The 14,036-nt window shown below is 59.6% G+C and carries 10 protein-coding genes and 1 pseudogene; 8 read left to right on the top strand and 3 right to left on the bottom strand.

The window, feature by feature from the left end:
- Positions 1–10: 10 nt before the first annotated feature.
- Together GM676_RS01775 and GM676_RS01770 are read left to right on the top strand one after the other, a co-directional pair.
- Positions 11–1,015, top strand: coding sequence for an eCIS core domain-containing protein (locus GM676_RS01775; protein ID WP_371866066.1), 1,005 nt, complete (start codon positions 11–13; stop codon positions 1,013–1,015).
- 70 nt (positions 1,016–1,085) lie between these two features.
- Positions 1,086–2,273 carry a GNAT family N-acetyltransferase gene (locus GM676_RS01770; protein ID WP_155461650.1) on the top strand — a complete coding sequence of 396 codons (1,188 nt, stop codon included), beginning with the start codon at positions 1,086–1,088 and terminating at the stop codon, positions 2,271–2,273.
- 185 nt (positions 2,274–2,458) lie between these two features.
- Here the strand turns inward: GM676_RS01770 and GM676_RS01765 are convergent, their stop codons facing one another.
- The 3 genes and pseudogenes from GM676_RS01765 to GM676_RS31975 form a co-directional block, all read right to left on the bottom strand.
- Entirely contained in the window at positions 2,459–2,959 is a 501-nt protein-coding gene (locus GM676_RS01765; protein ID WP_155461649.1) for a hypothetical protein, read from the bottom strand.
- Positions 2,956–6,252: an nSTAND1 domain-containing NTPase gene (locus tag GM676_RS01760; protein ID WP_155461648.1), complete on the bottom strand. Its 3,297-nt coding sequence runs from the start codon at positions 6,250–6,252 to the stop codon at positions 2,956–2,958. Before GM676_RS01760 ends, GM676_RS01765 begins: the two co-directional genes overlap by 4 nt.
- A gap of 409 nt (positions 6,253–6,661) precedes the next feature.
- A pseudogene (locus GM676_RS31975) lies at positions 6,662–6,901 on the bottom strand (IS21 family transposase); the annotation flags it as partial.
- A gap of 248 nt (positions 6,902–7,149) precedes the next feature.
- Between GM676_RS31975 and GM676_RS01755 the strand changes: the two are divergent.
- From GM676_RS01755 to GM676_RS01730, 6 genes are all read left to right on the top strand, one after another.
- On the top strand, positions 7,150–8,208 hold the full coding sequence (locus GM676_RS01755; protein WP_229262477.1) for a sensor histidine kinase: 1,059 nt from the start codon (positions 7,150–7,152) through the stop codon (positions 8,206–8,208).
- 14 nt (positions 8,209–8,222) lie between these two features.
- On the top strand, positions 8,223–8,963 hold the full coding sequence (locus tag GM676_RS01750; RefSeq protein WP_155461647.1) for a LytR/AlgR family response regulator transcription factor: 741 nt from the start codon (positions 8,223–8,225) through the stop codon (positions 8,961–8,963).
- 170 nt (positions 8,964–9,133) lie between these two features.
- Complete coding sequence (locus tag GM676_RS01745; RefSeq protein ID WP_155461646.1) at positions 9,134–9,472, top strand: hypothetical protein; 339 nt, start codon at positions 9,134–9,136, stop codon at positions 9,470–9,472.
- A 113-nt stretch (positions 9,473–9,585) separates the two neighbouring features.
- A complete protein-coding gene (locus GM676_RS01740) occupies positions 9,586–10,278 on the top strand; it encodes a TetR/AcrR family transcriptional regulator (RefSeq protein ID WP_155461645.1) in 693 nt (230 codons plus the stop codon).
- Between the two features lie 195 nt (positions 10,279–10,473).
- Positions 10,474–12,825 carry a glycoside hydrolase family 3 N-terminal domain-containing protein gene (locus tag GM676_RS01735; protein ID WP_155461644.1) on the top strand — a complete coding sequence of 784 codons (2,352 nt, stop codon included), beginning with the start codon at positions 10,474–10,476 and terminating at the stop codon, positions 12,823–12,825.
- Positions 12,826–12,904: 79 nt separating this feature from the next.
- The gene (locus GM676_RS01730) at positions 12,905–14,002 is read left to right on the top strand and encodes a helix-turn-helix transcriptional regulator (RefSeq protein WP_155461643.1); all 1,098 of its coding nucleotides are present in this window, start codon (positions 12,905–12,907) and stop codon (positions 14,000–14,002) included.
- Positions 14,003–14,036: the final 34 nt, after the last annotated feature.

Raw genomic sequence — 14,036 nt, 5'->3', positions numbered from 1 at the left:
AGAGTTTACCGTGAAAATACGTTCGACCAGCCGGTCCCCATCGACCGAGGAACGCCGCAGCGCCGCCGATGCGGGCACTGCCGCACAATTGAGGAAAACACCGGCCGCTGCCATGCCAGATGCACGCGCCGCTTCGTTGGCGCAGTTGCAGCGCCAGCAGATGGTAAGCAATTCGAGCATGGCGGCGCAGCTCAAGGAACGCGCCGACCTGATGGCTGGCCGCGGCAACGACCCGGCCGTGCAGCGTGTCGAGGATGAAGAGCTGTTGCAGGGGAAATTCGAACCGGTGCAGCGCATGGAGGAGGACGAACTCTTGCAAGGAAAATTTGCCGCGCAACTGAAGGAAAAATCCAACAATACAGGCATGCCGAACCAGCTTAAAGCCGGCATCGAATCGCTGTCGGGCATGAGCATGGACCACGTCAAGGTGCACTACAACTCGGACAAGCCAGCGCAGCTGAACGCACACGCCTATGCCCAGGGCAGCGAGATCCATATGGCGCCCGGACAGGAACAGCATCTCCCGCATGAAGCCTGGCATGTGGTGCAGCAGATGCAGGGGAGGGTGCAGCCCACTACTGCGGTGGGCGGGATGCAGGTCAATGACAATTCGGCGCTGGAAAACGAAGCGACATACATGGGCAATCAGGCTCTGCAACGCAAGGTGGACCCTGCCCCGAATTTGTCTGTTGCTGCCACTTCGGCCGGCACGGCGCCAATTCAAAGGCAGTTGATCGGCACCGTTAATGTTTTTGTTGATGGCGCGGGATACCCGGTGTGGACGCAGGAGGATGAAACCTGGCATATGACGATGAAGGATACGAAGAGGTGGCATATCACAAAGAGCGATCGAAGCATGAGCTATTGGTTTATCGTCGACGCGGGAACAGTGACGTCAACCAAGCCGACCAAAAAGGAGTACGGCGGTCACAAAGAAAAACATGCCCCCTCGACGACGCGCTGCCGGAAGTCAAGAAATTTGTTAAGGAGAATATCTCAGCGATCATCAAAGTGACGGACCCGCTGCAATGACTTGATCCTCATCGGACCCGAGACCATCACCCTCCGAGAACGGGAGTTCACCCATGCAAACACGTTTGACCAATCGCTCAACTTCGGGTGGGGACCGTCGGGGCGCCGGTAAGCCGAGGCTTGGCGCGCAACCGGGGGAAACGCCGGCCGGGGCCGTCGCCGATGAGCGCGTGGCGTCGCTGACGCAGCGTCAGCTCCAGCAGATGGCCAGCCATTCCGTCCAGGTCGGGCAACTCAAGGCGCGCGCCGACATGATGGATGGCCGACATGCCGGCTCGCTGAAGGAAACATCGTCGACGGCGCAACTGAAGCCCGTTCTGGGGCGAGTCAGTTGGGGGGTGACACATGCGGTTAAAGAGGTCAACGGCAGCATCTACGGCAACGGTACTTACGAAGAAGGCGAAATCGGACCGTGGGGTGAGCTCAAGCTTGGCGATATCGTTACTGTGGATGACGCCGATCTTTTCATGTCCCGCAGGGGCGCCAATCAAGAGATCGACGAAATCAGAATTGCGGATGGACGGGGACAACCGCGGGTAGAGTGGATCAGGGTCCTGCGGATCAAAGGTGTCGATGTCACTGCCTTAAATGTCTTCGTCCGGCGCGCAACGGTCGAGATCGGAGAGCACATCGAGGATCCGGAATCGCAGTGGGCCAAGGTAACGGTCAGGGATGTTCATTGGGACGATGCCGCCATGCTGAAGGGGGTGGCGAGGATCGGCCGTGAATACGAAGAAGCGACCGCCGGGCGCATCCCGGAAAAGGGCAGGAATATTTGCTCGACTGCGGAAATGAATCAGGATGATGAGGGAGCCGAGGTTGCGAGGGAGCTTCCCAAATATCGCGATTTGACGGGCGACGGAGTCGACCACCGTACCAGGGTCGCCGAGGTTCAGGGCAATACCTTAATCGGCGTCATGCAAATCACGGTGCGGGAAGAAGAACGGACACAGTTTTTGTACATCAAGTGGCTATTGGGGAGTAGAAGCGTCAGCGGTGGGGGCGTGGCATTGGTGCGAAGCGCGCTCGAATATGCGATCAGGAAGCACATCATGGCAGTGAAGGTGGAAAGCGCGATGTCCGCTGTGAGCTGGTACCAGAAACGGGGCTTTTCAAAAACTGGCAATGCGCAGCACATGAACGATGCAGGCGAGGATCCGCTGCCAACGGGCGAAACTGAAGAGACCATCGATTGTGGATGTGCCGAGATGGAGCTCCAATTCCGATGGGGCCGGGAATAAAAGCGGTGACGGCCAGCGCGTACCATGCTGCGCAATTGTGACAAACATCCGCTGCGGCCATGAGATGCAGGGAAGGGTTCAGCCGACGATCAGCAATGTGGGCAAGTCTATACATGGATACGAGAAGGGCGCAGCAGTGAAACTTTGCTTTGCCCTTCGTTCTGTCTATCGTGCTTGCATGCGGCTCAATGGCCGCCGGTGCCGATGGCAGAGTTCTTGATCTCCGGATCTGTGGTGGCGATCAACTGCCGAACTGGGTATCGCGTTGAGTCTCCATTTAAGGGATCCGTTTGGGTGAAAATCAAGATCAGTCCGCGCGTCGTATCTTTGCTCACATTGATCGTCAAGCTCCCATCCGCATCGATGGCGTAATAGCTCTTGAGCTGATCGGGCTCCCCCAAGGTCTTCGCCACACCGCAGTACAGCGAGGCGGTCCGGTCGAGCTGCGCGGGGGATAGATCCGTACTTGCAAGTATTTGATCCTCGCTTGGTTGGATCAGCTTGACCAGTCCGGCATTGCAGCCCTGGTTATGGGCGTTCAAATCTTTTTTGGAAACAGATTTCCATTTGGACTTTAGCGGCCCTTCGTAATACAACACGGATTCTATGCCGATGTCCGGCGTGACGGGGACGACATAATAGGTGGCGATTTTTTGCGTCTCTGGCATTGCTTCTGCTGTCGTCATGGTGTAGCTCCTTGTTTGAACTGCGTTAGAAACTGTATCGACCGCGGGCGATAACCTCCTGCTGTCAGCTGGTGCAACTCGGTCCGGGCAACGGCCGCGCCGCCGGCGCAAACGCGTGCCGCGAGCCACGCCTCGAGGACGATGCCGGCTTGGCCAGAGTCGATGGCCGGTTGCAAGGTCTCGCGGGTGGAGGCGCACTGTTCCGCGACAGACGGCGCTGCTGTGGCGCCAGCCGGTCCGCGCATGAGCAGCAATCCCGCATGCGCCTGCAATTCGCGTCCCTGCCACAGATAGGGTTGACGTGCCATCAAAGTGCCCAATTCCCGCAATGCGGCGCTGGCGCCATCGTGCGCGGCCGGCCAATCGTTTCTGGCCGCCGCCCACTCGGCGTCGGCCAATCCGACTTGCACAATGGCGAATTGCCGCATTTGCAAATTGGCCTGCTTGGTATTGTTCTGCGCCGCCAATTGCCGGCGCAGTAGGGCCGCGCGCTGATCGACGGACACGCCCGCTTCGACCTTGGCCAGCAAGAGGGCGCTCTCGGCAAGCAGGCGTTCGGCTTGCCAATACACGTTGTTGACGCCGTTCACCGTGGCCTTTTCCAACCAGAGCACCGCGGCCTGTCTGGCTTGTACCGTGTCGGCGCCACGGCCCAGGGCGTGCAAGGCTTCGGCACGCCGCAGTTCCAGCACACCCAAGTCGCGCAGCCGTACCGACTCGCCGGGACGCTCCGTCATCAGCCGCAACTGCACCGCGTGCGCAGCGTCATATAGCGCCAACGCCTGCGTCGGCTGGCCTTGAATGTGCGCCAATTGTCCCAGCCAGGTGCGTGCGCTCGCGATCGCATCGAGCGCCTCGACGTCGCCAGGATGGTCGGCCAGCACCGCCAGCTTCAGCGCCAGCGAGGCCTCGAAGCCGCGCCGCGCTTCATCCCAGGCGGCGCGTTTCATGGCGATCGAACTGAGGCTGCTGAGCGCATAACCGAGCTCGGCCCTGGCCTGCGGATTCCCCGGCGCTGCGCGTAACCATTGTTCGCTCGCCTCGCGATAGCGCGCCATCTGCTTGCTCGCCTCGTCCATCCGGCCGGCGTCATAGGCAATTTGACCGAGCCAAAACGCGCTCGCGCCCAGCGTCTTGTAATACTCGCCGGGATCGACGCCCGGGGCCTTGCCCATGGATACCAACAAATCATAGGCGCGCACCAAGGCGACTGTCGCCGTCTCAATATGGTTCTTGCCCCTGGTGCTATTGACTTCACCGATGACCACGAGTGCCTTCGCTCGCTGCAAGGTGTCGACCGCGAGCTCGTCGCGCGAGTCCGTGGGGCTGAGCAATTTCAATCCCTGTTCGCCGATGCTGTTCAACAAATCGAGTTTGCCGACCGGGCGCAACTGATCGGCCAACTCGCCGAACATGAAGGTGGCCAGGCGACGGCTTTGCAATTCGCGCGCGGACACGGTTTTTGCGAGCTGGGCGTTGCGCACGGCGGCCACGCCGGCCACCACGGCCAAGGCGACCGCACCGGCCGAGGCGGCCCAGCGCCAGCGCGTCTGCGACTTGATCCTGGCAAGCGAGCGGGCCACGAAATCCTGTTCCTCGCCGCTAAACAGATGCGGCACTGCCGCCACCGCGCTGCCCGACTGCCACAACAAGGTCCCGCGCGGCAGCAACAAGGCATTGGCGCGCAGCCCCTCCTGCCAGCGCCGCACCCACGGCGCCAGTTCCTCGCGCGCCGCCAGCGTGACGCGGTGCTGGGCCACCCAGGCAGTCACCCGGGGCCACCGGCGCAGCAGCGCTTCATGCGCTACCCGGAAGCCGATCACGCCCGCCACCCGGTCGGCCACCAGCAGGCGCGCCTCGACCAATGCATGCACCAGGGCGCGCTCGTTGTCGTCGGTCAGACTCGCTCCGGTCACCGAACGGCTGGTCGGCGAGGCGTCTTCGATGGACAGGGCCACCAGGCGCGGCAGCAGGCGCGCCAGCGCGTTTTGCTGGGCGCCGGGCAAATCCGCCAGGATCGCTTCGGCCCGGCTGCCAATGGCGCCTTCCAGGCCGCCAAGTTCATCGTAGGCGGCCCAGGTCAATTCATTGCCAGGCTCGCGCTTGAGATAGAGCGCTTGCAGCGTGTATTGCAGCAGCGGCAAGGCGTCGCCCGCTTGCATGGCGTCGGCGCACAAGCGATCATCAAGTCGGTTCAGGCCGCTCGCGTCGTATCCATAGCTCAAATTGGCGGCGCGCGCGGGCAGGCGGATCATTTGCGTGATCGCGTCCGCATCGGGCGGCGCCAAATCCATGTGGGCACCGTGTTCCTTGTCGTGCATAAGCAAGCGATGGCAGGCAAGGCTGGGATAGAAATCGTTACGGCACACCGCCAGCACGAGCATCAGGCGGCTGCGCACCAGGCGCTCCACGCAATTGAGAAAGGCGAGCACGTCAATCCCAGCAGCTGCCTGGAACAATCCTTCAAGGCGGTCGAGCACCAGCAGCGGCGGGCCCGCATCATGTTGCGGGCGCAAGCCGGCCTGCAACTGGCGCAGCAGTTCATCGGATTGGCCGCGCAATACTTCGGTCAGCGAAGCGACGCTGTGGCCCGACAATATGGGCGTCCCAGCGACTTCCCAGTCGAGTAGGGCACGCGCCAGTGCTTGCCATGGCCCGGTTTCGTCGAGCGCGCCAAGGTCCATGGTCGTCACGGCGCAGGCACGCAGCCGGGCGCTGCCTGTTGCTGAACCCGCCAGCATGGCAGGCACCAGGCCGGCGCGCACCAAGGATGTCTTGCCGGAACCGCTAGGACCCAGTAAGACGACCAGCGGGTGTCCGCGTTCCCATTGGCCCTCCAGGTGGGCGTGCAATTTCTTCACGGCGGCGTCGCGTCCGAAGTAGACGCTGGCATGTTCCGTATCGAAGGGCTCGAGCCCGCAAAATGGTGACTTCCCGCGCCAAGCACCGTTCAGGCTGCGCGGCCCCTGGTCGGACAAGACGCGGATCGGTGCGATGACGCGGTAGCCTTGCTTGCGGATTGTTTCGATATAACGTGGTGTGCTGGCGCTGTCCTGCAAAGCGCGCCGTAGTCCGGCGATGACTTTGTGCACCGGGTTATCACTGTACGTCTGACCTGGCCAGCAGGCTTCAAGCAGGGCGTCCGCAGTGAGCACCTCGTTCGAGTGGCGGCAAAATTCGACCAGCACGGCCATCGGCCGGGGTTCAAGCACCACGACCGTGTCGCCGCGCTCGATGCGATGCGCGGCCACGTCGACGACCCAATCGCCGAGCAAGAAACGCCCGCTGTCCAAGGTGCTGTCGCCGCTAGGTAACGGCTGGGGGAAGGGATGGGATTTCAAAAAGTGCCCTTTACACGAGTGAGGCCAAGCCGACAGCCGACTGAAACATACGCGGCGTAGCCTGCTATGTCCAAAGCAAATATGGCATGCGTGAAATTTTATGTCAACTTGTCAATCTTAACAACAAGTGTAGAAATGGCGGTCATATTTTCAAATTGCTAAAACAGGCATGACAACTTTGCTGCAACACCAGTTCTTCGCAAACCGGCGCGCCGCCGTCAGATGGACATTGTGGGTATCGATATCGAAACAGTACAACCCTCTGGGATGAAAAGCGCGCTGGTAATCGCTGCGCGCAGTATCAGCACCAGTTACCGGGACGTCGTGACGCCAGAGATGCCCGGTCGATTTGCCCCTCCCTCCATGTCCTGGCGAACGCCGCGACCCTGTCGTAAGCCCCCTCAAACCCCAATTCTTTTAGGTCCTCGTGGATCTGCTTTAGCGTGCGTCGCTGCTTGCGCGATCGTGCCGCTTCAGTCTTGAGCATTGCCGAAAGTTGGAAAGCGTATTGGTCGATGGCGCGGTTGGAGCGCCGCTCAGCGTAGGCTGGCTCTATGGTTTCCGAGCGCAGATAGCGCCGAACGGTGTTTCGCGAGATGCCTAAACTAAACGCCTGGCGATCTCTCGTAATGGAGTCGATTATTTGAAGAACGGTGTTGGAATTTATCCCCGTACCTTCAACCAATAAACAGTAGCACAAAAGGAGGGCCGGCCAACGGTTGCACAAATTCTACATGTCTCCGTAGCTGATTACTTGACCGCATTCAGATATCAAGTCGGCGATAACCCAGGACTGCATCGTCCGTTCGGACGATCCTTGCTCTGGCCTTCCCACGCCATACTTGGGCGATGGAATTCAACGACAAAAAAACGATTGTTCGTATGTGGTGCATCTATGTCTGCGGCTGGGCTGCCTACCTGCTTCTGGTTGGCTTGGCACTGCAGCTTGATGAGTTGCGGCAGGGGAGGTTCGACACGCGCGTCGTGATGGCACTGCTTAAAAGCACGCCGAACGCAATGCTCCTGGCTCTGCTGTGGCCTCTAAGCGGCTATCTTGAAAGCATGCGCCTGGCGTTGTGGAGGATATTTCTCATTCACCTCTGCTGTGCGCTCTTTTACTCTGTAACGTGCTACCTGTTGATATGGTTCCTGCTCGGCCTGAGGCAAGAGCCAGCATGGTATGTCTGGCCAGCCCTTTACGCCATGATGACGTATTTTGTGATTGCCGCCATGTTTCATATGGTCCGTGCTGACAATGCACGCAGGCGCCAGACTAGCGCCGCACAATTGGCGCAAAACCTCGCGGTTGAATCCGAGATGAATGCGCTACGCAACAAACTCAACCCCCATTTTTTGTTCAATACCCTGCATTCGATTATCGCGCTGACTCGTAAGAGCCCAGGCGCTGCGGAAGCAGCCCTGTTCCAGTTTTCAACCATGCTGCGCTATATCCTCGATACCGAAAAAAGGGGCTGTGATCAAGTCACGCTCAACGATGAGTTGGGTTTCGTGCGGGACTACCTTGAGCTTGAGAGTTTGCGACTAGGCCCTCGGCTGCAAGTCGAGTGGGACCTGGATGACGATATCAACGGATGCACACTGCCGGCCTTGTTATTGCAACCATTGGTGGAAAACAGTATCAAGCACGCATTCAATCCACATAGCCGACCAGGAAAAATAGTGATCAGGACCAGCGTTGATGAGCTGACTCAGACACTGTATGTGCGGGTGGCGGACAATGGGCCAGGCACTGACCCGGTGGCCCTCGGACAGTCGAACGGACTGGGTATTCGTACTTTGGCCAGGCGCCTTGAACTCGAATATGGCGCGCGCGGCACCCTTGCCATCAAGACCGCTCCCCGCGAGGGCTTTATGGTCACGATATCAATGCCTTTGGCATTTTCCTGATTCAGGAGGTTCAATTGCGTTATAGAAATGTGTTCATTGCCGAAGACGAACCCTTGGCGCGAGAGGTGTTACGTGATTCAATTTACACGCACGCAGGACTGCGGCTGATAGGCGAGGCCGCTGACGGTGCAACTGCACTGTCGCAAATAAACGCGCTCCGTCCGGATATCGTCTTCATGGATATTCAGATGCCGGAGATGACGGGAGTGGAGGTCTTGTCGCGCCTGGACTATGCGCCGGATATCGTCTTCACCACGGCATACGACCGCTATGCCGTGGCCGCTTTTGAGCTCAACGCAGTAGACTATTTGCTCAAGCCTTTTACGCGCGCACGTTTTGATGCAGCCGTGGCGCGGCTAATGGAGTACAGCCGCTCTGACAACGAGGTGAGTATAGACCTCGGTCAAGTTATGACACGAACGCCGCATCAGCTCAAGCGGATTTTTGTGCGCGATCGCGGCCAGATATTCGCGCTCGCACTCGACGAGATTGAGTACATCAAGACCGACTCCAAATACACGGCCATCGTCGCGCGTGGACAAACTTTCCTGGTGCGGGCAGGAATTATCGAGATTGAGGCGCAACTGGATTTAACGCGATTTTTTCGCGTTCACCGCTCCGCGCTGATCAATCTTGATTTCATCGACTCAATGAAAACTGATGACCGCTCAAAGCTGGTGATACGTATGCGGGACGGAAGCAGCCTGACTGCCAGTCGCGAGACCGCCAAGGTCTTGCGCGACATGGCGTTTTGATTCCGTATTGTTGCGCTTTTGCTCACCCCAATAATTAAATCTACGATGCCGTATACTTTGTAAAAGATCTGGCGTATAGTGACTCTACGCTGATTCGAAGCTGGAGCTAACCGGCGGTGTTGAATCGGGCGATGACCGCTTCTGTTATTTTTCGTCTGGAAGGACATTTCATGAAATTTCGTAACATTTCGCTCGCTGCCTTGCTGTCCGTGATCACCGCGATGGCGGCTGCCCAGGCGCCTGCGCCAGCGCCGGTGGCCGCGCAATCGAGTGCAAGCTGCGTCAAGCAAAAACTGAGTTCCGAATCGCTCGTATCGGAGTTGCTCGATGAGCCTGCAGCTCGGGAAGTCCTGTATAAACATATCCCGGAGTTGCGCGGTAACGACCAGTTCGATATGGCACGTTCCATGCCACTGCGCGCGATCCAACCATATTCCGAAGAGACGTTCACCGACAAAGTCCTGGACGCCATTGACGCCGATCTGGCCAAACTGCCGATCTGTAAATAATCTCAATCGTCTCCAGTGCCGTCTAGTGCACTTTCACAGGACGCGGTCTGAGGCAGCGTCCTTTTTTTGCTATCATCATGCCCGGACTTTTTTTGCAATCGGATGCCTCATTCATGACCAAAGCCCAGTTGTCTCCAAATCAGCGCGACCAAGCCACCCCGGCAGAGCCAGCCGTCGAGCGGACTAAGCTGCGAGGACGGCCTCCGAAGGATCAGGCTGGGGCGATTGACGCCGATATTCTCAAGGCGGCCATTGCGCTGTTCGACGAATTGGGCTTTGACGGTGCGGCAATGGAGGCTATCGCAGCGCGTGCCGGCATTTCCAAGCGCACGCTCTATATGCGCTATTCAGATAAAAAGGCAATATTAAAGGACGTTATTACGTCCATAGTCGCCAGCGCCCGCCAACCCGATCCTCCCGCATTTCCGAACATGCGCGCTTGTCTGAGTTTTCACGTCGAGAATTGCTTCATGATTTGCGATGACCCGGGCATGCGCGTGCTGATGGCAATGGGGGAAAAGTCCTCGGCGACGATCCGCGAATTATCCTCTTACGGAGAGGAAATCACGCAGGACCTGGGGGTGCGTCACATCGTGCAGACCATCGTCGATACGTCGGCAAAGCTCGGCATAACGGTGCACGAGCCCGCGTTTTATGCCGCATCATTGCTCGACCTGACGATGGCGCATTCCAAGCGTTATCGTGCGCTGGGAGCGCTCGTGGACTCCCCCAAGGTCGCGACTACCCGCATCGTCAAGCTGCTGCTTGCAGGCATTCAGAGCGATTGCGCTGCCCCCGATCGATAAGCAGGCTATCAGGCTGCGCCGGTCGGCGCTCTAATCCACCACGTTTCAACTGTTGCCATCCCGACGATAGGGCGGGCGGCATGCTGTCGCCATTACGTGACAAATGCATGTTGTCCTGAGGCTTTGCGTATTGCAAAAATTAAACTGCTGTGTATACTTATTCCAGCTTTAAAACAATTATCAGGAGATTCAACAATGAAGATGACTCGGCGAACGCTGTTGGCCACCACGGGTCTGGCACTGGCATTACCGGCGCTGGGCGCCTCGCTGCCCGTCTACAGGCGCTCCGGCGCTCCCATCTCCGAACGCGTACGCGATCTGCTCGGGCGCATGACCTTGGATGAGAAGGTGGCCCAGCTTTGCTGCATGTGGATGACCAAGGTCAGCATTGTTGAACGGGAGACCTTTGCTTTTTCTCCGGAAAAAGCTGCCCGGGTGATCCCACATGGCATCGGGCAAATTGCCCGGCCATCGGATCTGGCCGGCAGTGGTCGCTTCCAGACCAAGTCATTCCGCGAGCCAGAGGACGCAGTTGCGTTCGTGAACGCCGTTCAGCGTTTCGCGATCGAGCAGACCAGGCTGGGTATTCCCGTACTGTTTCATGAGGAAACCGCGCACGGACTGGCCGTGAAGGGGGGCACCTCGTTTCCGATTCCGCCTGCGTTGGGCAGCACCTGGGATCCCGTTTTGGTGGAGCAGTGCTTCGCCATTGCCGGGCGGCAGGCGCGTCGCCGTGGCGTCACGGTCGGCCTGAGTCCTGTACTTGACTTGCTGCGCGACCCACGCTGGGGACGTAGCGAGGAGTTCTTTGGCGAGGACCCATACCACGTCGGCCAGATGGGGGCGGCGGCGGTAAGGGGATTGCAAGGAACCGCGCGGCCGATTGGGCCGGACAAGGTATTCGCCACACTCAAGCATTTTGTGCACGGCATGCCGCAGAATGGCCTGAATATCGGACCGTCCGATATGTCGGAACGTACGCTGCGCGATAGCTATCTGCCGCCGTTCAAGGCCGCGATCGACGCCAAGGCTGCGATCGTCATGCCGTCGTATAACGAGGTAGGCGGTGTTCCATCGCACGCCAATACCCAGCTGTTGCAGCAGACCGGGCGTGGTCTGCTTGGCTTCCAAGGCGCTTATTTCAGCGACTACAGCGCTGTTGGCGAGATAGCGGAACTGCATGGCATGGCGGGGGATGCCGAGGGCGCCGCCGTGCTGGCGATGCGGGCCGGGGTGGATGCGGATCTGCCAGAGGGCAGCTCTTACCAGAAGCTGGCCAAGCTGGTGCAGGCTGGCCGTGTGCCGCAAGCAAGTGTCGATGCTGCCGTCGGGCGTATTCTTGCGCTCAAGTTCGAAGCCGGCCTGTTCGAACATCCGTATGCCGATCCGCAGCGTGCAGCCGATGTGCTGAACGATCCTCAGGCGGTGACACTGGCGCGCACCGCCGCGCAAAAGGCCGTCGTGCTGCTCAAGAATGATGGGGTCTTGCCGCTGGATGCGGCGGCCGGCACCCGCATCGCGCTGATCGGGCCAAATTCGGTGAAACCGATGTTAGGCGGCTATTCCGGGTGGCCCAAGGCGGCGGTCGGGGTACTGGAAGGGCTGCGGCAGGCCGGCGCCAACGTGACCATCGAGCAGTCCGACGGTGTCTGGATCACGCCACCGCTAGCGGAAGGTGTACGCCCCGAAGCGCCGGTAATACGTCAGGTTCCTGCGGCCGATAACCGTGCCCGCATCGCGGCGGCAGTCGAGGTTGCGCGACGCTCGGACTTGGTGGTGCTGGTCGTGGGCGATAACGAACAGGTGACGCGCGAGGCGGTCGCCGCTGTTCTGCCCGGTGACCGCAATTCGCTCAACCTCTACGGCGACCAGGACGCGCTGGTGGAAGCCATATTCGGCTGCGGCAAGCCGGTCGTCGGCGTGCTGTTGAATGGACGTCCGCTCACCGTCAACCGCCTGGCGGAGAAGGCCAACGCGCTGATCGAAGGATGGTATCTGGGGGAGCAGGGCGGCAATGCTGTCGCTGACGTCCTGTTCGGCAAGGTTAATCCTGGTGGCAAACTTGCGGTGAGCTTCCCGCGCTCGGTCGGCGAACTACCGGCGTTCTACAACCGCCATCCGTCCGCAGACAGGGTGCCATATGTCGAGGGCAAGCGTACGCCGTTGTATCCGTTCGGTTATGGCCTGAGCTTCACGACCTTCGAGCTGTCGGCGCCACGTCTTGCGAAAGACCGCATCGGTAGTGGCGAAGGCTTTTCGGTGGAGGTTGAGGTGGTCAACACAGGCAAGCGCGACGGCGACGAGGTGGTGCAGGTCTATGTGCGCGACCTCGTCAGTTCTGTCCCGCGCCCCGTGCTGGAGCTGAAAGCCTTCCGCCGCATCGCGCTGCCCGTCGGCGGCCGCACCACAGTGCGCTTTGACCTCGGCCCGGACGCGCTGGCATTTTGGGACGCCGCCATGAAATGGGTGGTCGAGCCGGGAACCTTCGTGATTAGTGCTGGCAACAGCTCTGATCGTCTCAAATCGGTGAAGCTGGTCGTTGTCTGACACTCTTGCTTGGAGGTTTCGGATCATGGGCTCATTAGTTACCCCTTTTGCGCAAGTTCCCGTGGAGCGCCCGGAGTTGATGAACGAGGCGATTCATGCGATTTATCAGTCCGTGCTGGAGGCCGAGCCTTGGCGCTCCAGCATGGCATTGATCTCGGAATATATGGGCTGCACCAGTACCACGATCGTGGTCCGCCCCAGTTCTTCCACTGACTTGGGGTATCTGGTGTGCCACCCCACGAACGGAAAAGAGTTCGAGACCGCCTACAAGACCAAGTGGCATCTCTTCGATCCTTTTGTCAATTTGCCCCATGAACGGGTGGTCCTCATTTCCGATGTCATGACCGACCGCGTGTGGCAGGACAGCAGCTTTTTCCAGGATTACCTGAGGTTCGGCATGCCGGCCGATGCCGACCACGGCATGGGTGTGGACATGGTTACCAGCGCTGGCACCGTGTCCCGGCTGCGCCTGTACCGCTACCCCGAGTTGCCGCCATTTAGTCAGGAGGACAAGCGGCGGTTGAGCATGCTCGTGCCGCACATCAAGCAGGCGCTGACGCTGACCGCCCAAATGACGCGAAATGAAGCGGTACGCGAGATTTACGAGGAGGGGCTGGACCGATTGAACATTGGTGTGCTGGTGCTCGATGAGCACGCCCAGCTGCTCCGGGCGAATCCGGTTGCCTGCCACCTGCTGGCGGCGGGCGACGGGCTACGTCTGGTGGGGCGTGAACTGGAGACTTGCACGCCGGCGGAAACACGGGAGTTGCGACGGCTGCTAACCGATGCAGGTACGGTCGCCGCGATGTCTCTGAGCCGTCCATCGGGCCGCCGCAAGATGGCGGCGGTGGTGCGCAGGATACCGATGGTCGAAGAGTCGGACGGCCGGTGCCGGCCGACGCATGCCATCTTCTTGCGCGATCCCGATGCGCAAGCCCGACCGGCACAGGAGATTGCTCGGCAGTTGTTCGATTTTACCCCGGCGGAAGCGAATTTCTCCATCGAGCTGGTCAACGGCCTGAGTCTTGACGATGCCGCGGTCAAGCTCGGGATACGCCGTAACACGGCACGTGCACACCTGCGGGCGATTTTCATGAAGGCCGGCGTCACGCGCCAGAGCGAACTCGTCAGGGTGCTGCTGAACGCTGTGCTTGGCCTGGAAGTCGCGCGGGACTAGGTATCCATTTCATACACTTTCAATTACCAAAGAT

It is taken from the genome of Duganella radicis (genome assembly GCF_009720825.1).
Taxonomy (GTDB): Bacteria; Pseudomonadota; Gammaproteobacteria; order Burkholderiales; family Burkholderiaceae_D; genus Rugamonas; species Rugamonas radicis.
The sequence above is the reverse complement of the archived record's forward strand: the minus strand, read 5'-3'. Positions and strand labels throughout refer to the sequence as shown.